This is a genomic window from Aeromicrobium sp. UBA7512 (genome assembly GCF_002476985.1).
Lineage (GTDB): Bacteria > Actinomycetota > Actinomycetes > Propionibacteriales > Nocardioidaceae > Aeromicrobium > Aeromicrobium phoceense.
This window is the reverse complement of sequence record NZ_DLNK01000001.1, coordinates 108,578-129,150: the sequence shown is the minus strand read 5'-3', so window position 1 is coordinate 129,150 and position 20,573 is coordinate 108,578. Positions and strand designations below refer to the sequence as shown.

Sequence of the window (20,573 nt, the reverse complement as noted above, 5' to 3'; positions counted from 1 at the left end):
TTGCAGGGGGGTGGCTCAGGTCACAGGCCGACGGCCCGCGCCTCGAGGTCGGCCCGCTGCATCAGCGCGTCGATCAGCTCGGGCGAGACCTGCCCGGTCACGGCCTTGTTGCGCGGGTCGTCGATCGAGCGGCGCAGCACGCCCTCGGCGATGATCGCGATCTTCCACAGGCCCAGCACGTACCAGAAGCCGATGGCCGAGACGTCGCGCCCGGTGGCCCGCGCGTACTCCTCCACGAGCTCGGCGCGCGTCGGGAACCCGGGCAGGGTCGGGCCCTGGAAGCCGGTCACGATCTCGTCGTCGGCCTGCGGCCAGTACGCGAGCAGGCCGCCCAGGTCGGCCAGCGGGTCGCCCAGGGTCGACAGCTCCCAGTCGAGCACCGCGGTCACGCGGCCCGCCCGGGGATCGGTGATGACGTTCATGAGGTGGAAGTCGCCGTGCACCAGCGACAGCCCCTGGTCCCCCGGGACGTTCGCCGTCAGCCGCGCGGCCAGGTCGTCCACGATGGGCAGCTCACGCGTGCGCGACTGCTCCCACTGGCGGTGCCAGCGGCGCAGCTGACGCTCGGCGTAGGGCGAGTGGCTCGCGAGGTCGACCAGCTCGGCCTTCTCCAGGTCGACGGCGTGCACCTCGCCCAGCGTGGACGCCAGGGACAGGCCGATCTCGCGGCGCGTCTCCTCGGGCACGGACTCGACCGCCTCGATCGTGTCGAGCACGCGCCCGTCGACGAAGTCCATCAGCATGAGCGGCGCGTCGGTGACCGCCGGGTCCTTGGTGAACCCGTGGATCGTCGGCACCGGCACGCCCGTGCCCTGGAGTCCGGACATGATCCGGTGCTCGCGCTCCACGTCGTGGGCCGACGCCAGCAGCTTGCCCAGCGGCGGGCGGCGCATGATCCAGCGGTGGCCGGCGGTGTCGGTCACCAGGAACGTCAGGTTCGACTGCCCGGCGCCGACGCGCTCGAAGTTCAGCGGGCCCTCGGCCTCGATGCCGAGGGTCTCGATCCAACGGGCGATGGGCTCGGTCTCGATCAGCTGCGTCACGAGATGCTCCTCTCACGGGTGACCTTCACGCCCTGCTCCCGGACCGTCCCGCGGTCCAGCTGGCGCTTGAGGATCTTGCCGGTCGAGCCCTTGGGCAGCTCGCGGACCTCCTGGTAGATGCGCGGCACCTTGTAGGCGGCGAGGCGCTCCTCCAGCCAGGCCCGCAGCTGCGCGGTGTCGACCTCGCGTCCGCGATGGGTCGCGAACACGGCCGCGACCTCCTCCCCCAGCCGCTCGTCGGGCACGCCGATCACGGCGACCTCGCGCAGGTCGGGATGCGTGTAGAGGACCTCCTCGATCTCGCGCGGGTAGACGTTGTAGCCGCCGCGGATGACCAGGTCCTTCTTCCGGTCGAGGATCCAGATGTCGCCGTCCTCGTCCTGCTTGCCGATGTCGCCCGTGAGGAACCACTCGCCGCGCATCACCTCGGCCGTGGCCTCGGGGCGCCGCCAGTAGCCCTTCATGATGACCGGGCCCGCGAGGGCGACCTCGCCCCGCTCGCCCGGCGCGGTGGGGTTGCCCTCGGGATCGACGACGCGCGCCTTCATCCGCGCCAGGGCCGGTCCGACCGAGCCCTCCTTGCGGCGCACGCTGAGCTTGGCCGACGTGCCGGCGCCCGTGGTCTCGCTGAGGCCGTAGCCGTCGAGCACGCGGCAGCCGAAGCGCTCGCGGAACGCGTCGGCGACCGCGAGCGGCAGCGCGGCGCCGCCGGAGAGCGCGTGGGTCAGGCTGGCCAGGTCGTCGCGCGAGAGGTCGACGTCGGCGTGGAGCATCGCGTTCCACATCGTCGGGACGCCCGCCAGCACCGTCAGCTGGTGGGCGGCGGCCATCCTCAGCAGCGCCTCGCCGCTGAAGGGACGCAGCAGCGACAGGCTCGCACCGACGTGGAACGTCGCCATCATCACGCAGACCTGCCCGAACACGTGGAAGAGCGGCAGCGCCGTCCCGACCCGGTCCGAGCTGTCGCTGCCGAGCGTGCCCGAGACGATCTCGGCACAGGCCGCGAGGTTGCCGTGCGTGAGCTCGGCGCCCTTCGGCTTGCCCGTGGTGCCCGACGTGTAGAGCAGGACGGCGGTGTCGTCGGTCTCCCTCGCGCGGGGCAGGTCCAGGTCGGCGCCCGGTCCCACCTCGATGTCACCGGCCTCAAGGGTCCAGAGCTCGATGCCCGTGGCCTCCGCGGCCCGTCGGGCGACGTCGGCCGTCTCGTGCCAGGCGATCGCCAGCGAGCACTCGGCGTCGGTGAGGAAGTACTCCAGCTCGACGGCGGTCGACGCGGAGTTCACCGTCACGCCGATCGCGCCCGAGGCGAGGATCGCCTGGTGGACCACGGCGAACTCCTGGGAGGTCGGCGCCACCAGCAACACCCGGTCCCCGGGCTCGATCCCGGCCCGCACGAGGCGGTCGGCCCAGGCGGAGGCGAGGTCCCGCACCTGCGCGTAGGTCCAGGCCTGGTCGCCCACGCGCAGCGCGATGCTGTCCGGAGCGGTCCGGGCGTGGTCCCACAGGCGATCGACGGCGTTCATGTCATGACTCCTCTCGCTCCCGCGGGAGCGATCGACGGGTGGAAGGATCAGAGCGCGGCGACGGGCTCGTGGCGCGCACGCCAGCGGCTCCCGCCCAGCGTCGGCACGGCCGACAGCAACGCCTTCGTGTACTCCTGCTGGGGCGCGTCGAACACGGCGTCGGCCGTGCCGGACTCGACCATCTCGCCGTGCCGCATGACGTAGACGTGATCGGCCAGGTAGCGGATCACCGACAGGTCGTGCGAGATGTACAGCATCGAGACGTCGAGCTCGCGCTGCAGCTGGCGCAACAGGTTGAGGATGCGCGCCTGCACCGAGACGTCGAGCGACGCGGTGACCTCGTCGAGGATCATCAGCGACGGCTCGAGGGCCAGGGCACGGGCGATCGACACGCGCTGCAGCTGACCACCCGAGAGCTGGTGGGGGTAGCGGCGCATGGCGGCCTTCGGCACACCGACCTTGTCCAGCAGGTCCAGCGCGGTCACGGCGCACGACTGCGACGTGATGCGCTTGCCGGTGGCGACGCTGACGGCCTCCTGCACGGCCATCGCGATCTCCATGCGCGGGTTGAGCGAGGCGTGCGGGTCCTGGAACACCAGCTGGGCCTTGCCGCGCAGGAGACGCAGCGCCTTGCCCTTCGGGTTGGTCACGTCGTCGCCGTCGAGCAGGATCCGGCCCTTCGTCACGGGCGTCAGGCCGATCGCGGCGCGCGCGATGGACGACTTGCCCGAGCCGGACTCGCCGACGAGGCCCACGGTCGAGCCGGTGGGGACGGTCAGGTTGATGCCCTTGACCGCCGTGAACGGGGGCGGGCCCGGGTAGGTGACTTCGACGTTCTCCAGCTCAAGCATGGTTCATCTCCCGTTCGACGTCGAACTGCCCGTCCTCGATCGTCACGAGGTCCTCGGTGCGGTCGGTGTTGAGGTCCGGGACCGCGCGGATCAGTCCCTGGGTGTAGGGGTGGTCGGGCCCGGAGAGCAGCTTCGCGGTGGTGAGGTCCTCCACGATCTCGCCGCGGAACATCACGATGATCCGGTCACACACCTCCGACAGCAGGGAGATGTTGTGCGAGATCAGCAGCACGGCGCTGCCCTTGCGGTCGTTGAGGTCGCACAGCAGCTGCATGACCTGCGCCTGCACCGTCACGTCGAGCGCGGTGGTCGGCTCGTCGGCCAAGATCAGGCTCGGCTCGCCCATCAAGCCCATGGCGATCATCGTGCGCTGGCGCATGCCGCCCGAGAGCTCGTGCGGGTACTGCTTGAGCCGCTTCTCGGGCTCGGTGATGCGCACGTCCTCCAGGCTGCGGATGGCCAGGTCACGGGCCTCCTTCTTCGACAGGCCCTTGTGCTCGCGCACGGTCTCGATCATCTGCGCCCCGATCTTGCGGGCGGGGTTGAGCGAGGACATCGGGTCCTGGAAGACCATCGCGAGGTCGGTGCCGAGCACGCTCCGCAGCTCGCGGTCCGAGCCGTTCACCAGGTCGTGACCGTCGTAGTCGACCCGGTCCGCGGTCATGGCCAAGCCCTTCGGCAGCAGCCGCGACACCGCCAGCGAGGTGAGGGTCTTGCCGCTTCCGGACTCCCCCACGATGCCGACGATCTCGCCCCGCTTGAGCGAGAAGGAGACATCACGCACCAGCGGCGGGACGTCGTCCCGGCCCTCGATGGTGATCGAGAGATTGCGCACGTCGAGCAGGATGTCGTCGTTCATGGGCGTCCCTTCCTGGTCTCGGTCTCCATGCCGGGGTCGATGGTGATCTCGGGCTCGATGGCGGCAGTCGCCGCACTGGAGCGCCGGAACTTCGAGCGGAACAGGCTGGGCCGCTCGTTCCACAGCACGGGGTTGACCGCACGGGCCACCGCGTCACCGAAGAGGTTGACCGCGAGGCCGGTGATGAGGATCAGCGTCGCCGGCACGAGGGCGGCGTACGGGTTGAGGTAGAAGTTCTTGACGCCGTCGGTGAGCATCTGCCCCCAGTCGAACTGCGGCGACTGGATGCCCAGTCCCAGGAAGCTCAGCGATGACATCGCCATGATGCCCTCGGCGACGGTCGTGAAGGTCACGATCACGAGGCTGTCGGCCACGTTGCGCCCGACGTACCGGGTGCCGATGCCCGACTTGCTCACACCGACGACCTGGGCGGCGGACATGTAGTCCCGCACCATGACCGAGTCGACGAGGCTGTAGGTGAAGCGGGCGAAGTGCGGCGTGAACGCCACGCCGATGGCCAGCACGGCACCCTTGGCGCCGACGCCGACGATCGCGACGACCACGACGGCCAGCAGGATGTCGCCGAAGCCCATCATCGTGTCGATGACGGTGCCGCCGACCTTGCGGACGCGAGGTCCGCCGGCGGCGATCAGCCCGCCGATGAGCCCGCCGACCACCATCGCGAACAGCACGGCGGCCGACGCGTAGAGGATCGAGAGCCGGGTGGCGGCCAGCGTGCGGGTGAAGATGTCGCGGCCCAGGGCGTCGGTGCCGAAGCGATAGTCCGCGGACGGACCCTCGCTCGAGCGCGCCATGTCGCTGACGACGGCCTGCTCGCCGAAGCCGTTCGGGCCCATGATCACCAGGACGGTGAGGCCCAGCAGGATCAGGCCGGAGATGATGCCGGTGGGCGTCGCGAGGAACGCCCGGAACATCTGCTTGGCGCTGCTCTCGCGCTTGTGCTGCTTCATCGGCCCGCCTCCATGGTCCGGGGATCGACGATCCCGAGGATGATGTCCACCAGCGCGTTGACCACGACCACCGCGAAGCCGAGCAGCAGGACGATGCCCTGCACGACCGGGTAGTCGCCGACGAGGACGCTGTGGACGAGGGTCGTGCCCAGGCCGAGCCGGGCGAAGACCTGCTCGACGATCACCGCGCCGCCGAGCAGGCTGGCGAACGTGACGCCGCCCATCGCCAGCATCGTGGTGATCGAGTTCGGGAACACGTGCGCGAGGTAGAGCTTGCGCGTCGGCAGCCGCTTGCTGCGGGCGGTGCGGACGTACGGCGACTCGAGCACCTCCAGCGTGCGGACGCGGACGAGTCGGGCGATCGACGCCGCCGGTCGGATCGCGATGGCGATCGCCGGGAGCACGGCCGCGTTGAGCGAGCCGGAGCCGGCCACCGGGAAGATCTGCCACGTCACGGCGAAGAAGAACGCCAGGAAGGTCGCGATCAGGTACTGCGGGATCGAGGCCATCGCACCGGTCGAGCCGCTGAAGATGACCTCGAACGTGCGGTGCCCGTTGCGGGTCATCACGGCGCCGATGATGCCCATCGGCAGGCCGACGAGCAGGATGATCGCCATGCCGAAGATGGCCAGCTGGGCGGTGGGCCCGATCTTCTGGGCGATCTCGGCGGTGACGGGCTGGTTCGTCGCGAAGGACGTGCCCATGTCACCGCGCAGGAGTCCGCCCACGTAGTCGAGGAACTGCTGGTACATGGGCTGGTCGAGGCCGAGGCGCTCACGAGCCACCTGCACGGCCTGCTCGTCCGCGTCCATGCCGGCCACGAGCCGGGCGGGATCGCCCGGGGCGAGGTGCATCATCAGGAAGGTGAGGGTGGTGATCGCCACCAGCACGAAGGCGAGCCGGACGAGCCGGGACACCAGGAACCGACGCCATTTCATGTCACATCGTCTCCATCAGCATTGGTCGATCTCCTGGAAGTTCGGGGGGTCTCGGGGTGCTCAGGGGCTGCGCGGACCGGCCGTATGCCGTCCGTCACACCCTAATTCATAGTTGAAATCAAGTTCAGTTCGTGGGGTGTAGTACCGCCCCACCGGGCGGCTGGGAACAGGGAAAGCGTCCCCAGCCACCCGTCGCGGGGGTCAGGCGCGAGCGTCGCGCTCGTTGGTGCGGCGGCGCAGCTCGACGCGGGCGAGGGTGCGCTTGTGGACCTCGTCGGGTCCGTCGGCGATCCGCAGGGTGCGCTGGTGGGCGTAGAACGACGCGAGCGGGAAGTCGTCGGTGACGCCGCCGCCGCCGTGGACCTGGATCGCGCGGTCGATGATCTTCAGCGCGATCTCGGGCGCCTTGACCTTGATCGCGGCGATCTCGACGCGGGCCTTCTGGTTGCCCACGGTGTCCATCAGCCACGCCGTCTTGAGCACCAGCAGACGGGTCGCCTCGATCTCGATGCGGGCCTCGGCGATCCAGTCCTGGATGTTCGCCCGGTCCGCGACCGGCTGACCGAACGTGGTCCGCGACTGGGCGCGGTCGATCATCAGGTCCAGCGCACGCTCGGCCATGCCGATCGAGCGCATGCAGTGATGGATCCGGCCCGGCCCGAGGCGCGCCTGGCTGATCATGAAGCCGTCGCCCTCACCGGCCAGCAGCGCCGTCTTGGGAACACGCACGTCCTCGAACAGGATCTCGGCGTGGCCCTCGCGGTCCAGGTAGCCGAACACCGGCAGACCACGCACCACGGTGACGCCGGGGGTGTCGATCGGGACGACCATCATCGACTGCTGACGGTGCGTCTCGGCCTCGAGGTTGGTCTTGCCCATCACGATCAGGACCTTGCAGTTCGCGTGCAACGCGTTCGACGCGAACCACTTGCGACCGTTCAGCACGTACTCGTCGCCGTCGGGAACCATCCGCAGCTCCACGTTCGTCGCGTCCGAGGAGGCCACGGCCGGCTCGGTCATGCAGAACGCCGACGCCATCTCGCCCGCGAGCAGCGGCTTGAGGTACTTCTCCTTGTGCTCCTCGGTGCCGAACAGCTGCAGCACCTCCATGTTCCCGGTGTCCGGAGCGTTGCAGTTGATCGCCTCAGGAGCCAGGTACGGGCTCCGGCCCGTGATCTCCGCCAACGGCGCGTACTCGAGGTTGCTGAGGCCGGGCGAGCCCCACTCCTCGTTCTTGTGCGGGTGGAACAGGTTCCACAGACCCAGCGAACGAGCCGTCTTCTTCAGGTCCTCCAGCACCGGCGGGTGGAAGTTCGGGTTCCCCGACTCCGCCATCTGCTGGTGGTACACGGCCTCGGCCGGGTAGACGTGCTCGTCCATGAAGGCGAGCAACCGCTCCTGGTACTCCTTGGCGGTGTCGGAGAGTTCGAAATGCATGGGGTCAGCTCCTAGCTGGTCGCGTCGGGTCTCGACGAGGTGGAATCAGGGTGAGGGGATCAGGCGAGGGAGGCTTGGTAGCGGCGCATGCCGGCGAGCCAGCGATCGATGTCGCCGGTCTTGCGCGACTGGAAGACCGCCACCTCGGGGTGCGGCAGGATGAGGAACTGCTCGGCCTCCATGGCCTGCAGCACGATCGCGGCCACCTCGTCGGCCTCGAGCACGCCACCGGCGTCGGTGACGGCCTGCGCGGCACGGCGCTGCGTCTCGTTGGTGATGGGGGCGCCGCCGGTGAGCATGTCGGTGTTGACGCCCATGGGGCACAGGCAGCTGACGGCGACGCCCTGGTCGCCGTACGTGATCGAGAGCCACTCGGCGAAGGCCACGGCACCGTGCTTGGAGACCGAGTAGGTCGCCGAGCCGATCTGCGTGAGCAGCCCGGCCGCCGAGGCGGTCGAGACGAAGTAGCCCTGGCCGCGCTCGACCCAGCCGGGGACGAGCAGGCGAGCCGCGCGCACGTGGGCCATGACGTTGACCTGGTGGGCGAGGTCCCAGTCCTCCTCGGAGGCGTCCAGGTCCACTCCCCCGCCGACTCCGGCGTTGGCGAAGTAGATGTCGACGGGGCCGAAGGACTCCTCGGCGGCAGCGACGAGCTTCTCGATCTGGTCGGTGCGGGACACGTCACCGGCGACCGCCACGGCCGAGCCGGGCGTGGCCTCGTTGAGGCGGGCGGCCACGGACTCGACGCCGTCGGCCTTCAGGTCCGCGAGGACGACGCGCGCGCCGCCGGCGACCAGCGCGTCGGCCAGGGCGGCGCCGATTCCGCCACCGGCTCCGGTGACGACGGCGACCTTGCCGTTGATGTCCATGCTGTTCCTCCGAGTCGAGTGACGTGGTTCACAGTGCCCCGTCATCATAATCTGAAGTCGGACTCAACTTCAAGTCGTCGGGACCGACGAATCCGCGTCCAGCGTTCCGGGCGCCAGCCCGAGCAGCTCCGTGAGCGCGGCGATCGTCTCGGCGGCGTCGCGGTGGACGATCCCGCCCAGGCCCAGCGCCGCGGCCGCGCGGATGTTCATCGCGAGGTCGTCGATCATGATCGCCTCGGAGGGCCGGACGCCCAGCCGCTCGCACGCGACCTCGTACAGCGCGCGCGACGGCTTGCGCACCCCCTCGCGGCCCGAGATGGCCTGGACGTCGAACAGTTCGTCGAGGCCGTGCCCCGTGTAGCAGTCGCGACCGAGAGAGTTGGAGACCAGCGCGACCGCGACGCCCTCGTCCTTGAGTCGTCGCACGAGCGCCGTCATCGCGGGATCGGGGTGCAGGTCGCGCTGCATGCGGGCGATGAGGCCCTGGGGCTCCACGGTGGCCCCGCGTGCCGCGAGGGCGCGGGCGACCGCCTCCTCGAAGGCCTCGTCCTCGATGCGGCCGCACTCGTGGTCGACGAGGGCGGCACGCGCCTCCTCGTCGTCGGTCAGCGCCCGCACGAGCGCGTCGGGATCGCCGCACTCCTCGCGGCTGAAGCGCTCGAACGAGGCGAAGACGCTGCCGGTGAGGACTCCCCCGAAGTCGAACAGCACCGCGCGGGGCGGTTCGGCCGAGGCGACGACGCGGGCGTCGTTGTCGCTCACCGGGCCTGCGCCCGGGACGCGGCGTGCGCGATCTCGCGCAGCTGGTCCTTGTCGATCGAGCGCTTGAGGATCTTGCCCGTGGCGCCCTTGGGCAGCGCGTCGACGAACGAGTAGATGCGCGGGACCTTGTAGGCCGAGAGTCGCTGCTTCGCCCAGGAGCGGAGGTCCTCGCCGGTCAGCTCTGCGCCGGGCGCCAGGGCGATCACCGCGGCGATCTCCTCGCCGTAGTGGTCGTCGGGGATCCCGACCACGGCGACCTCGACGATGTCGGGGTGCTCGTAGAGCACCTCCTCCACCTCGCGCGGGTAGACGTTGTAGCCGCCGCGGATCACGAGGTCCTTCACGCGATCCACGATCGTGAGGTACCCGTCGGCGTCGACCGAGCCGAGGTCGCCGGACTTGAGCCAGCCGTCCTTCAGCTCGGCGGCGTTGGCCTCGGGGCGGTTCCAGTAGCCCTTCATCACGGTCGGGCCCTTGATGAAGACCTCGCCGACCTCGCCCGGCGCGAGCACCTGGCCGCTGCCGTCGCGGATCTCGACCTCGGTGCCGGGCAGCGTCGGTCCGGTCGTGCCGGTGCGCTGCTCGCGGTGGATGTCGTTGAACGTCGCGGCGCCGGTCGTCTCGGTCAGGCCGTAGCCCTCGAGGATCGTGCAGCCGAACCGGTCGGTGAAGGCGCGGATCACCTCGACGGGCAGCGACGCGCCGCCCGAGCTGGCCATCCGCAGCGAGGCGAAGTCCTCGGGCTGCCAGTCACCCTGGGCGTGCAGCATCGCGTTCCACATCGTGGGGACGCCCGACACCGTGGTCAGCTGGTCCTGCTTGACCATGTCGAGCATCTTCGCGGGGTCGAACGGCGACAGCAGCGAGAAGGATGCGCCGATCGCCAGGGCCGTGTTCATGCAGACGGCCTGGCCGAAGACGTGGAACAGCGGCAGCGCGGTGCCGAAGCGGTCCTCGCCCGTCAGCTCCAGCACGGGCAGGAACGAGTCGACCGTGCGGTCGAGGTTGGCGGCCGTGAGCTCGGCGCCCTTCGGCCGGCCCGTGGTGCCGGAGGTGTAGAGGATGATCGCCGTGTCGTCCGGTGCGTGGTCGTGCGCCTCCAGCAGCGGCTCGCCCGGAAGCTCGAGCCCGGGGCGCAGCTCCCACAGCTCGATGCCGCGGTCGGCGGCCGCGGCGCGGGCCGCGTCGGAGCACTCGTGCCACGCGATGACGAGCGTCGCGCCCGAGTCGTCGAGCACGTAGCCGATCTCCGGGGCCGTGGACATCACGTTCATCGTCGTCACGGTCACGCCCGCGGCATGGAGGCCGTAGTAGACCTCAGGGAACTCCGGGATCGTCGGAGCGATGAACAGCACGCGGTCGAGCGGCGCCAGGCCGGCCGCGCGCACCGCGCCGGCCACGCGCTGGTTCGTCTCACGCAGCTCACGGAACGTGATCGTCCGGGGCGAGCGGATCGCCACCCGGTCCGGCTCGGAGTCGGCGTGGGCCCAGACCCGCGAAACGATGTTGACCATGCGTCGTCCTTCGATCAATCTCGGTGTGACGCGCCTCATGGGGCTGCGTCACAAGGTGAACTTGGGTTCAATTTTAATAGAGTATCCCGCGGGCCCCCGACCTGACCACCCCGGACGTCCCGCACCGCACATGAGGCGGGATTCAACTCTGGGTAGGGTGGCGGCCATGCACACCGTCGCCCGGCCCACCGTGGACCAGATCGATGCCCTCGGCACCGCCCTCTCGCTGGTCGCCCTCCCCGAGTTCGAGGACGGCAACGGCCACGTCAACGTCGGCCACTACTACCGGCTCCACATGGAGGCCGGCGACGCCGCGTTCCAGCGGCTGGGCTTCGACGAGGACTACCGCGACCGCACGGGCCACAGCGTCTTCAGCGTCGAGCACCACATCAAGTTCCTCGACGAGTCGCTCGTCGGCGACGAGCTCTCGGTGCACCTGCGCCTACTGGGCGTGAGCGCGAAGGCGCTGCACGCCCAGACGATCCTGGTGAACCGCTCCCGCGGGACCGTGGCCAACACGCTGGAGTTCCTCGAGCTGCACGTCGACCTCACCACCCGCCGCACGACCGCCATGCCGCAGCACCTCATCGCACCCCTGGAGTCGCTGCGCGACGAGCACGCCGCTCTGCCGTGGGGGCTTCCCCTCGCCGGACCCCTCGGCGTTCGCTGAGCCCGCCGCTCGCTGCGTCCGCGGCCGCGCTCGGCTAGCGTCGAGGCGTCGGACAGGGAGGGACGATGGCGGACACGAACGAGCCGGAGCGAACCCCCGACGGTCGCTTCCTGGTGATCGGCGGGCGCCGGTGGCGGGCGAGCGACCCCGAGATCCCCGGCCCGCTGCGCCAGGAGCTCGTCGACGAGCTGATGAGGGCCCGGCGCGCGGTGAAGGCCGGCGAGCCGGACGCCCGCGACCGTGTCGGCGACGCGAAGGTCGCCCTGGGCGAGCGAGGGCGCCCCTGGTGGGAGACGCCGACCGACCACTCGATCGCCGCTCGCTCCGAGGCGGCCGTCCGAGCCCTCCTGCGTCACCGCGACGGCACCACGATCTGTCCCAGTGACGTCGCCCGGGTGGTGGGCGGCGAGAGCTGGCGCAGTCGCATGGACGCGGTGCGCGAGGTCGCCGACGCCCTCGCGGAGGCTGGCGCCGTGGTGGTCACCCAGCGGGGCGAGCCGCTCACCGCGACGACGGCGAAGGGGCCGGTCCGGATCGGACGCGGCGACCACTTCGCCTGACCGTCAGCGGACGCGGACCACCTTGCTGGTCTGCGCCGACGTGGTGACCCCGTCGCCGGAGTAGATCACGCGGATCCGGTGCTTGCCCTTCTTCGTGATCTTCGGCAGCAGGACCGCCACCTTGCCGCCGTTCTTCGCGTACAGGCGCTTTGTGGCGATGCGCTTCGAGCCGTCGTAGACCCGGATCGTGCCGGTCGGACGGACGAGCGGCGCGGAGACCCGCACGACCAGGCGCGCGCGCTTCGTGCGCTTGAGGCTCGAGGAGATGGACATCGACACCCGGGCCCTGGCCTTGGTCTTCGGCACCGCGACCGAGCCGGCGCGGTACACGCCCGCGAAGCTCCCCGACACGACCGTGTCGCGAGCGGTGAGCGTGCGACCGAGGTCGGCTCCGGTGATCCGGTAGCTCGCGCCCGAGCCGATCCGCGTCGATCCGCGCCACCAGGTGATCGCGGACGTGCCGCCCTTGTTGGTCAGGCCTCGGGAGGTCGCCCGCAGCACTCCCCCGGGCTTGCGCGTGCCCGAGATCGCCGGCGCGCCCAGCGGCGCCGTGACCTTCGAGAGGTCGAGGATGCCAGTGCCGCACGCGGTGCGACCGCCGGTGGTGCAGTCGATCGTGTCGGTGGTGCGCTCGACTCCGCCCAAGAGGATCGTCCCGGGGCCCTTGGTCACCGAAGAGAACGGCTGCACGGCCGCCTTGAGCCTCGACTCGACGGCGGCCGGGCTCGTGACCCCGAGGGAGTACAGCAGCGCCGCTCCCGCCGCGACGGCCGGCGCGGCCATGCTGGTGCCCTGGTACCAGCCGTAGCCGGGCTCGGTCGGGCCCTCCGAGCCTTGGTTGAGCGTGGAGAGGATGCCGCGGGTCTCGCTCGAGGGCTGGATGTTCTGGTCGCCGCCCGGCGCCGCGATGTCGGCCCCGTCACCTGCGGTGGAGTACCACGCGCGGTGGCCCGTGTCGCTCGTCGCGGTCACGCTGACGTAGCCGTCGCACGACGCCGGCACGCTGCCCGCGAGTGGGAAGATCGTGGAGGCGGACGCGTTGCCCGCCGCGGCGACCAGGGTGGCACCCTTCGCACGCGCGTCGGCGGCCACGCCGCCGTAGTACTCGCAGAAGTACTCCACCTCGGCCGGGTCCTCGGACTCCCCGCCGAGCGAGAGGTTGATGACCCGGGCCGGCGTCCGGTTCAGGGGCACGCCGTAGTCACGCAGGTCGTACCCGGCGGCCCAGAGGATGCCCGCCGCGATGTCGGAGTCCCAGCCGCCGCAGTGGCCGAGCGCCCGGACCGGCTGCACCTTCACTCCGGGCGCCACCCCGGCCACGCCGATGCCGTTGTTCGCCCTCGCGGCGATGGTGCCTGCGACGTGCGTGCCGTGCCACGAGCTCGGCATGACGTAGTCCGCGGGGTCCTCGCCCTCGGGCAGCCCGCACCGGGTCACGAGGTCCTCGTCCAGCCAGTCGCCCGGGTCGGAGGGGTCGGCGTCCCAGCCGCTGCCGTCGCCGGCGTTAACGTAGGTCTCGTCGTAGTAGCAGCTCTCCTCGACTGGGGTGCACTCGTCGTCGACGAAGTCGTAGCCCGCCACGGTCTGGCCGACGAGGTCGGGGTGACTCGTGATGCCCGTGTCGATCACCGCGACGACCACCGAGCCGCTGCCCTGCGTGGCGCGCCACAGCGCCGGAGCCTTGGTGGTGTAGCCACCGACGGTCGGCTGGCCGTCGATCTCGTCGCGCGTGTCCCACAGGTTGCCCTGGGCGGTGAATCCCGGGTCGTTGACGCTGACCGGGGGCGCGCTCGAGGTGGTGCGCAGCGTGTCGGCCACGACCCACTCCACGTCGGCACGAGCCTTGATCGCCTCGATGGCCGGGTCGAGGTCCTCCACCGCGACGGGTCGTTCCAGCCGGACCAGCGACACGCCCTGGGGCGCCGGAAGCGTGGTGGCCACGTCGGCGGCGGCCGGCAGCTCGGCGTCGACGCTGCGCGCCAGCGACGTCCGCCGCGCCACCGTGGCGGATTTCGCCTTGACGATCAGGCCGCGCGCGACGCGTGGTGCCTGCTTCGCGGCGGGCGACTGCGCCCCCGCCGGCTCGGGCGACGGGGCCGCGGACGCGCCCGTGGACACCAGCGCCGACGCGACGAGGAGAGCGGGCAGGGCGGAGAGGGCGAGGCTGCGGCGCACGGTGGTCCTGACTCGAGGGTTCCCCGACGGGAACGACCTCAGCAGGATAGGGCAAATCCCACGTGTCACAGAAGCCCCACCGCCCTCAGCTCAGCGGACGCGGACGACCTTGCTCTTCTGGGCGCTGCTGACCTTGGCGCTACCGGAGTAGATGACGCGGATCCGGTGCTTGCCCTTCTTCTTGATCTTGGGCAGCTTGATCGTGACCTTGCCCTTGTTCTTCGAGTAGATCTTCTTGACCGCGATCCGCTTCTTGCCGTCGTACACGCGGATCGTGCCGGTGGCCCGCACGTAGGGCGCCGTCACCTTGACGGTCAGCTTCACGCGCTTGGACTTGCTGAACTTCGACGGCACCGCGAACTTCAGGCGCGACTTGGACTTCACCACGACCGAGCGCTGGTGGAAGATGCCGCCCGAGCCGTTCGTGGCCGTGGCCCGCACGGTGACCCGCTTGCCGAGGTCGGCCTTCGTCACGCGGTACGTGCTGCCGGTGCGCACGGCCTTCGAGCCGCGGAACCAGGTGAGGCGGACCGTCGCGCCGTTGCGCCAGCGACCGGGACTCGCCACGAGAGTGCGTCCCGGACGCGCCGAGCCCCTGAGGCCGGGCGCCGTGAGGGGCGCCTTCGCGGTCAGCACGCCGTGCGCGTTCACGACACCGGCCCCGCAGGAGGAGGCGGCGCAGCTCGCCGCACGGCGCGCGGTGGCCTTCAGGACCCGCTCGACGACATCGGGGCTCGTGATGCCCACCGAGTAGGCCAGCGCCGCGGTCGCCGCGACCGCCGGGGCAGCCATGCTGGTGCCGTCCATCGCCGCGTAGGTGTTTCCGCCCGGCGCGTACTGGCCGTCGTTGTAGGTCGACGGGATGCCGACACCCGGCGCCGCGACGTCGATACCGGCACCGTGGTTCGAGAACGACGCGCGGTTGCCGTTCCTGTCCGTGGCGGCCACGGAGATGAAGCCCGGGCACGACGACGGGACGTTGTAGGCGTGGTTGCCGAAGTTGTTGCCGGCAGCCGCGACGAGCGTCGAGCCGCGCTTGCGTGCGATCGAGGAGATCTGGCCGTAGAACTGGCACATCTCACGGACGTACGCCCGGTCGGGGGTGTACCCGCCCAGCGAGAGGTTGATGACCTTCGAGGGTGCGCGGTTCACCGGGATCGAGCCGTGACGACGCCCGTCGTAGGAGGTCACGTTCGCGCCGGAGGCCCACAGGATGCCCATCGCGATGTCCCAGTCGGTGCCGCCGCAGCGGCCCAGGACGCGCACGGGCTGCACCTTCACGGTGGGGGCGATGCCGACCACGCCGGTGCTGTTGTTGCGCTTCGCGGCGATCGTGCCCGCCACGTGGGTGCCGTGCCAGCTGCTGCGGCCGCCGGACAGGTACGGGCACATGCTGCCGTTCTGGCGTCCGTCGCCCGGGTCGGCGGCGTTCGCGTCCCAGCTGCTGCGATCGTTCGCGCTCACGTAGGAGCGACGGTAGGCGATGCGCGAGCACGAGCGGTTCATGCAGTCGTACTCGTCGTCGACGAAGTCGCGGCCCGCCACGAACTGACCCGACAGGTCGGGGTGGCCCAGGATCGCTCCGGTGTCGAGCACGGCCACCCGCACGTTCGGCGAGCCGGTGCTGATGTCCCAGGCGCGGTTCGCCTGGACGCCCCAGGAGCCGGTGAGGTTCCACAGCGAGTTGTTCGTGAAGTACGGGTCGTTGGCGGTGGCCGACGGCAGGCGCACGCCGTTGGGCACGGCCCACTCGACCGCGGGATCGGCGTTGAGCTCCTCGATCGCATCGTCGAGGTCGGTCGCGTCGACCTGCTCGGACAGGTCGAGCACGCCGAGGTCCTGGGTGCCGGACGTCGAGTCGGCGACGCCGACGCCGTCGGGCAGCTCGGCGGCCACGTCGTCGGCGAGGTCGGCGACCTCGGCGTCGGTGTCGTCAGCGAGCTTGACGATGATGCCGCGCGCGGGCTGCTCCAGCTCGGTGGTGTTGAGCGGCGCCGGCTCGACCGGCTCGGTCTGGGCCACCGCGGCCATCGCACCCCCGGCCAGGGCGAGCGACGTCACCAGCGGGACGACGAGAGTGAGTGGACGGCGCAGGCGCTGCGTCATGTGGTGGGCCTTCCCCGAGTCAACTGGCGCCTCACCGCCGAGGGGCCCCGCAGATCATATCCCGAAAGCGCCCGATTCCCTGCCTCGATCGACGAAGGGCCCGGGAACGACGAAGCGCCCACCCCGTGCGGGGTGGGCGCTGCGTGCGGAGCTGTTACTTGGTCTCGTCCTCGGCGGCCGCGGGGGCCTCCTCGGCGACGGCCTCGTCGGCGGGAGCCTCGGTGACCTCGACGGTCTCCTCGGCGGGCGCCTCGGTGGTCTCGTCGGTCACGGTCTCCTCGACCGGGGCCTCCTCGACGACCGGAGCGGACTCGGCCTTCGTCGCCTTCTTCTGCGACTGGGGCTCGAACTCCTTGGCCTCGACGATCTCGATGACGGCCATGGGGGCGTTGTCGCCCTTGCGCGGACCGATCTTCGTGATGCGCGTGTAGCCGCCCGGACGGGTGGCCATGGACGGGCCGATCTCCGTGAAGAGGGTGTGCAGGACACCCTTGTCACGGATGACCTTCACGACGTGGCGGCGGTTGGCCACCGTGTCGGTCTTGGCCTTGGTGATGAGGTGCTCGGCGTACGGGCGCAGGCGCTTGGCCTTGGCCTCGGTCGTCGTGATGCGGCCGTGCTCGAACAGGCTCTGGGCCAGGTTCGCCAGGATCAGCCGCTGGTGCGAGGGGCTGCCGCCGAGGCGAGGACCCTTGGTGGGGGTGGGCATGTCGTTACTCCTGAATCAGTGGTGTCAGAGCAGTTCAGTACTGCTCGTCCTCGGCGAAGCTGGCGTCCTCGTCGAAGTTGTCGATGACGGCGGACGGGTCGAATCCCGACGGGCTGTCCTTGAGGGAGAGACCGAGCTCGGCGAGCTTGGCCTTGACCTCATCGATCGACTTCGATCCGAAGTTGCGGATGTCCAGCAGGTCCTGCTCGCTGCGCGTGATCAGCTCACCCACCGTGTGGATGCCCTCGCGCTTGAGGCAGTTGTAGGAACGGACGGTGAAGTCCAGGTCCTCGATCGCCAGGGCGAGGTCGGCAGCCAGCTGCTCGTCGACCGGCGAGGGACCGATGTCGATGCCCTCGGCCTCGACGTTCAGCTCGCGGGCCAGACCGAACAGCTCGACCAGGGTGGACCCGGCCGACGCGATCGCGTCGCGCGGCAGGATCGAGGCCTTGGTCTCGACGTCGATGATCAGCTTGTCGAAGTCGGTGCGCTGCTCGACTCGGGTGGCCTCGACCTTGTAGGTGACCTTCAGCACGGGGCTGTAGATCGAGTCGACCGGCATGCGGCCGATCTCCTCGTCGCCAGTCTTGTTCTGGACGGCCGAGACGTAGCCGCGGCCACGCTCGACGACCAGCTCGATCTCGAGGCGACCCTTGCCGTTCAGCGTGGCGACGTGCAGGTCCGGGTTGTGGACCTCCACACCGGCCGGCGGCGTGATCGCGGCGGCGGTGACGTCACCGGCCTCGTCGGCGCGCAGGTACATCACGACGGGCTCGTCGATGGTCGAGGAGACCACGAGGTTCTTCAGGTTGAGGATGATCTCGGTGACGTCCTCGGTGACGCCCTCGATGGTCGAGAACTCGTGGAGGACACCGTCGATCTTGATCGAGGTGACGGCCGCACCCGGGATCGACGACAGCAGCGTACGACGCAGCGAGTTGCCGAGGGTGTAGCCGAATCCGGGCTCCAGGGGCTCGATGACGAACCGCGAACGGAACTCGTCGACGACCTCTTCGGACAGGACGGGGCGCTGGGCGATCAGCATGGTTCTTCCTTTCCGGACCCACCGCTATTTGAGGGCCGGGTAAGTGGACAGATGAGGTGGATCAGATCTTCGAGTAGAACTCGACGATGAGCTGTTCCTGGATCGGCACGGTGATCTGCTCGCGGACCGGGCGCTGGTGCACCAGGATGCGACCGCGATCGGGCGAGACGTCGAGCCAGCCGGGCACGGTGTCGGCGTCGTGGGTCTCACGCGCGACGATGAACGGCGTGGTCTCCAGGCTCTTGGCCTTGACGTCGATGATGTCGTGCTTGCTGACCTGGAACGACGGGATGTTCGTCTTCACGCCGTTGACCAGGAAGTGACCGTGGGTCACCAGCTGGCGGGCGTGACGACGCGTGCGGGCCAGGCCGGCACGGTAGACGACGTTGTCCAGGCGGCTCTCGAGCAGGCTGAGCAGGTTGTCACCGGTCTTGCCGGGACGGCGCGAGGCCAGCTCGTAGTACTTGCGGAACTGCTTCTCGAGGACGCCGTAGGTGTAGCGCGCCTTCTGCTTCTCCTGCAGCTGGGTGCGGTACTCCGACTCCTTGACGCGGGTGCGGCCGTGCTGGCCGGGCGCGTACGGACGGCGCTCGAAGGCCTTGTCCCCACCAACGAGGTCGACGCCGTAACGGCGCGACTTCTTGGTGAGAGGTCCGGTGTAACGGGCCATGGTTGATTACTCCTTGAGGAAAAGTCGACGACGCGTCAGAGACGACGGTGCTTGGGCGGACGGCAGCCGTTGTGCGGGCTGGGGGTCACGTCAGAGATGGTGCCGACCTCGAGGCCGACGCCGCTGAGCGACCGGATCGCGGTCTCACGTCCGGAGCCGGGGCCCTTGACGAAGACGTCGACCTTCTTCATGCCGTGGTCCATCGCCTGACGTCCGGCGGCCTCGGCGGCCATGCCGGCGGCGTACGGAGTCGACTTGCGCGAGCCCTTGAAGCCGACGGTTCCGCCGGAGGCCCACGCGATCACCGCACCGCTGGGGTCGGTGATCGTCACGTGCGTGTTGTTGAACGTGCTCTTGATGTGGGCCTCGCCCTGAACGACGTTCTTCTTTTCCTTGCGGCGCACCTTCTTGGCGCCGGAGTTCTTCGGGGGCATCGGCTACCTCACTTCTTCTTTCCGGCGACGGTGCGCTTCGGGCCCTTGCGGGTGCGCGCGTTGGTCTTGGTGCGCTGGCCGCGAACGGGCAGGTGCGCACGGTGACGGCGGCCCTGGTACGAGCCGATCTCCATCTTGCGGCGAATGTCCGCGGTGACCTCGCGGCGCAGGTCACCCTCGACCTGGTAGTTCGCCTCGATGTGGTCACGGAGTGCGACGAGCTGGTCGTCGTTCAACTCGTGAACGCGGGTGTTGGGGTCGATGCCGGTGGCGGCGAGGGTCTCGATCGCACGAGTGCGACCGACACCGAAGATGTACGTGAGTCCGATCACCACGCGCTTTTCGCGCGGCAGATCCACTCCGACGAGGCGTGCCATGTGCTGGCAGTTCCTTTCGGTTCGGCAGAGGTGTCGTCACCTGGGGCACCTCGATCGCCTCGATCGAGCTCCGGCCTCTGCGCCGGAGGTGACACCCGGGGCTCCGCCTGGTGGCGGGGCCCGGATGAGCCGTCAGATGTTCAGGGTGCTGCGTTGAAGAAGAGGCTCTCTGCTCAGCCCTGGCGCTGCTTGTGGCGCGGGTTCTCGCAGATCACCATGACGCGGCCGTGGCGACGAATCACCTTGCACTTGTCACAGATCTTCTTCACGCTCGGGTTGACCTTCATCGAGAAGCTCTCTCTTCGGTACGAACTGAACGTGGGGGATTTTTAGTTGTCACTTGTAGCGGTAGACGATGCGTCCGCGGCTGAGGTCGTACGGCGAGAGTTCCACCACGACCCGGTCCTCGGGGAGGATCCGGATGTAGTGCTGGCGCATCTTGCCGCTGATGTGCGCCAGGACCTTGTGGCCATTGGCCAGCTCGACCCGGAACATCGCGTTGGGCAGGGCCTCGACGACCGCACCCTCCATCTCGATGACGCCTTCTTTTTTCGCCATACACCTCAACTTCTTCGTATCGACTGATCGACCTGACACGCACGTGTCCCCACCTCGAAAGGTCTGCCGGAGGGCATGGGGATACGGCCCGACAAGGCCGACACACAAGTCTACGCCGAAAGGGGTGCTGGACTCAAATCGGCCAGGGGACGCCGGCCTGCAGGACGGCCTCGTCGAGCGCGGCGGTGCGCAGACCGGTGATCTGCTGGTACTCCGGGTCGGCGACCATCTGGCTGAACGCCTGGCGTGACGGGTAGCGCACGAGCAGGAGCGCGTCCCACGACCAGCCGTCGGGGGCGACCAGCGCGGTGCCCAGGTCACCGGCGTGGATGACCTCACCGCCGACCTTCTCCAGGAACGGGCCGATGCGCTCGGTGTACTCGCGGTAGGACGACGCGCCGTCCTCGCGGAACTGGAGCAGGTTGAGCATCACGACGGGGCCGCCGGGGTCCTCGGCGAGGAAGCGCTTGAGGTCGGCGCCGGTGGGATCGACAGGCATGAC

The 20,573-nt window shown here is 69.7% G+C and carries 22 protein-coding genes; 2 read left to right on the top strand and 20 right to left on the bottom strand.

The window, feature by feature from the left end:
* Positions 1–20 precede the first annotated feature (20 nt).
* The 10 genes from B2363_RS00700 to B2363_RS00655 all read right to left on the bottom strand — a co-directional run bounded on the left by B2363_RS00700 (position 21) and on the right by B2363_RS00655 (position 10,767).
* A complete protein-coding gene (locus tag B2363_RS00700) occupies positions 21–1,043 on the bottom strand; it encodes a phosphotransferase family protein (protein ID WP_286927734.1) in 1,023 nt (340 codons plus the stop codon).
* Positions 1,040–2,566, bottom strand: coding sequence for a class I adenylate-forming enzyme family protein (locus tag B2363_RS00695; protein ID WP_286927733.1), 1,527 nt, complete (start codon positions 2,564–2,566; stop codon positions 1,040–1,042). The genes B2363_RS00700 and B2363_RS00695 overlap by 4 nt, the downstream gene beginning before the upstream one ends.
* 47 nt (positions 2,567–2,613) lie before the next feature.
* Entirely contained in the window at positions 2,614–3,417 is an 804-nt protein-coding gene (locus B2363_RS00690) for an ABC transporter ATP-binding protein (protein WP_181754508.1), read from the bottom strand.
* Positions 3,410–4,276: an ABC transporter ATP-binding protein gene (locus tag B2363_RS00685; RefSeq protein ID WP_181754506.1), complete on the bottom strand. Its 867-nt coding sequence runs from the start codon at positions 4,274–4,276 to the stop codon at positions 3,410–3,412. Before B2363_RS00685 ends, B2363_RS00690 begins: the two co-directional genes overlap by 8 nt.
* A complete protein-coding gene (locus B2363_RS00680) occupies positions 4,273–5,247 on the bottom strand; it encodes an ABC transporter permease (RefSeq protein ID WP_181754504.1) in 975 nt (324 codons plus the stop codon). Before B2363_RS00680 ends, B2363_RS00685 begins: the two co-directional genes overlap by 4 nt.
* Entirely contained in the window at positions 5,244–6,185 is a 942-nt protein-coding gene (locus tag B2363_RS00675; RefSeq protein WP_181754502.1) for an ABC transporter permease, read from the bottom strand. The genes B2363_RS00680 and B2363_RS00675 overlap by 4 nt, the downstream gene beginning before the upstream one ends.
* A 201-nt stretch (positions 6,186–6,386) precedes the next feature.
* Entirely contained in the window at positions 6,387–7,622 is a 1,236-nt protein-coding gene (locus B2363_RS00670; RefSeq protein ID WP_286927731.1) for an acyl-CoA dehydrogenase family protein, read from the bottom strand.
* A 59-nt stretch (positions 7,623–7,681) separates the two neighbouring features.
* Complete coding sequence (locus B2363_RS00665) at positions 7,682–8,491, bottom strand: SDR family oxidoreductase (protein WP_286927730.1); 810 nt, start codon at positions 8,489–8,491, stop codon at positions 7,682–7,684.
* Between the two features lie 69 nt (positions 8,492–8,560).
* The gene (locus B2363_RS00660; protein WP_286927729.1) at positions 8,561–9,253 is read right to left on the bottom strand and encodes an HAD family hydrolase; all 693 of its coding nucleotides are present in this window, start codon (positions 9,251–9,253) and stop codon (positions 8,561–8,563) included.
* Complete coding sequence (locus B2363_RS00655) at positions 9,250–10,767, bottom strand: AMP-binding protein (RefSeq protein ID WP_286927728.1); 1,518 nt, start codon at positions 10,765–10,767, stop codon at positions 9,250–9,252. The genes B2363_RS00660 and B2363_RS00655 overlap by 4 nt, the downstream gene beginning before the upstream one ends.
* A gap of 166 nt (positions 10,768–10,933) precedes the next feature.
* Here B2363_RS00655 and B2363_RS00650 point away from each other — a divergent pair, with 166 nt between their 5' ends.
* Together B2363_RS00650 and B2363_RS00645 are read left to right on the top strand one after the other, a co-directional pair.
* A complete protein-coding gene (locus tag B2363_RS00650; protein WP_286927726.1) occupies positions 10,934–11,437 on the top strand; it encodes a thioesterase family protein in 504 nt (167 codons plus the stop codon).
* 65 nt (positions 11,438–11,502) lie between these two features.
* A complete protein-coding gene (locus tag B2363_RS00645; protein WP_286927724.1) occupies positions 11,503–11,997 on the top strand; it encodes a DUF3253 domain-containing protein in 495 nt (164 codons plus the stop codon).
* Between the two features lie 3 nt (positions 11,998–12,000).
* Here the strand turns inward: B2363_RS00645 and B2363_RS00640 are convergent, their stop codons facing one another.
* The 10 genes from B2363_RS00640 to B2363_RS00595 form a co-directional block, all read right to left on the bottom strand.
* Positions 12,001–14,172 (bottom strand): S8 family serine peptidase, encoded by a 2,172-nt coding sequence (locus B2363_RS00640; protein WP_286927723.1) that lies wholly within the window; start codon positions 14,170–14,172, stop codon positions 12,001–12,003.
* Positions 14,173–14,262: 90 nt separating this feature from the next.
* Positions 14,263–16,278, bottom strand: coding sequence for a S8 family serine peptidase (locus tag B2363_RS00635; RefSeq protein ID WP_286927722.1), 2,016 nt, complete (start codon positions 16,276–16,278; stop codon positions 14,263–14,265).
* Between the two features lie 154 nt (positions 16,279–16,432).
* A complete protein-coding gene (gene rplQ / locus B2363_RS00630) occupies positions 16,433–16,987 on the bottom strand; it encodes a 50S ribosomal protein L17 (protein ID WP_286927721.1) in 555 nt (184 codons plus the stop codon).
* Positions 16,988–17,021: 34 nt separating this feature from the next.
* Positions 17,022–18,032 (bottom strand): DNA-directed RNA polymerase subunit alpha, encoded by a 1,011-nt coding sequence (locus tag B2363_RS00625; RefSeq protein ID WP_181754490.1) that lies wholly within the window; start codon positions 18,030–18,032, stop codon positions 17,022–17,024.
* Between the two features lie 61 nt (positions 18,033–18,093).
* The gene (rpsD, locus tag B2363_RS00620; protein ID WP_181754489.1) at positions 18,094–18,702 is read right to left on the bottom strand and encodes a 30S ribosomal protein S4; all 609 of its coding nucleotides are present in this window, start codon (positions 18,700–18,702) and stop codon (positions 18,094–18,096) included.
* Positions 18,703–18,737: 35 nt separating this feature from the next.
* Entirely contained in the window at positions 18,738–19,136 is a 399-nt protein-coding gene (gene rpsK / locus B2363_RS00615) for a 30S ribosomal protein S11 (protein ID WP_078699099.1), read from the bottom strand.
* 8 nt (positions 19,137–19,144) lie between these two features.
* Complete coding sequence (rpsM, locus tag B2363_RS00610; protein WP_078699100.1) at positions 19,145–19,513, bottom strand: 30S ribosomal protein S13; 369 nt, start codon at positions 19,511–19,513, stop codon at positions 19,145–19,147.
* 173 nt (positions 19,514–19,686) lie between these two features.
* Positions 19,687–19,800, bottom strand: a complete 114-nt coding sequence (gene rpmJ / locus B2363_RS00605) for a 50S ribosomal protein L36 (protein ID WP_008361054.1) — start codon at positions 19,798–19,800, stop codon at positions 19,687–19,689.
* A 49-nt stretch (positions 19,801–19,849) separates the two neighbouring features.
* Complete coding sequence (gene infA, locus B2363_RS00600; RefSeq protein ID WP_007078610.1) at positions 19,850–20,071, bottom strand: translation initiation factor IF-1; 222 nt, start codon at positions 20,069–20,071, stop codon at positions 19,850–19,852.
* 133 nt (positions 20,072–20,204) lie between these two features.
* Positions 20,205–20,570, bottom strand: coding sequence for a DUF1330 domain-containing protein (locus tag B2363_RS00595; protein ID WP_286927720.1), 366 nt, complete (start codon positions 20,568–20,570; stop codon positions 20,205–20,207).
* Positions 20,571–20,573 lie beyond the last annotated feature (3 nt).